The sequence below is a fragment of the Streptomyces brasiliensis genome (assembly GCF_014647875.1).
GTDB lineage: Bacteria > Actinomycetota > Actinomycetes > Streptomycetales > Streptomycetaceae > Streptomyces > Streptomyces brasiliensis.
The window spans coordinates 1-383 of sequence record NZ_BMQA01000094.1; the positions used below are offsets into that span (position 1 = coordinate 1).

General features: G+C 72.1%; 1 protein-coding gene. It reads right to left on the minus strand.

The features are described 5' to 3' along the window. Positions 1–191 (minus strand): transposase (locus IEZ19_RS45355; RefSeq protein WP_189317244.1); only part of this gene is annotated, 191 nt, incomplete at its 3' end. Positions 192–383: the final 192 nt, after the last annotated feature.

The following is a 383-nucleotide window of genomic DNA, read 5'->3' on the forward strand; positions in this document are numbered from 1 at the left end:
ATCTCCGCGTCCTTCGCCGACGCCGCAACCGCCTCGGGCCGCTCGGCCTTCTCCGCCGTCCTGATCCACTGCCGCAGCGTCTCGTGGTTCACACCCAGCTCGGCGGCAACGCGCGAGACGGGCCGGCCCGATGAACGGGCCAACGCCACCGCATCGGCCCGGAACTCCGCCGAGTACTTGTAGGTCCCCACCTGGGACTCCTCTCCCTGGACTCAAGATCCAGTGTCGAGGTGTCCACGATCAAGGTGGAGGGCCCCCACGGCGAGTCCCCATGCCCCCTGGCAGCGCCAGGGCGAAGGAAACCCGCAGGCCGTAGCAAGGAGGACCCTCCCAGCGGGTGCGGGGAGCAGCGTCCCGCCGTCGCCCCCCCCCCCCCCCCCCCC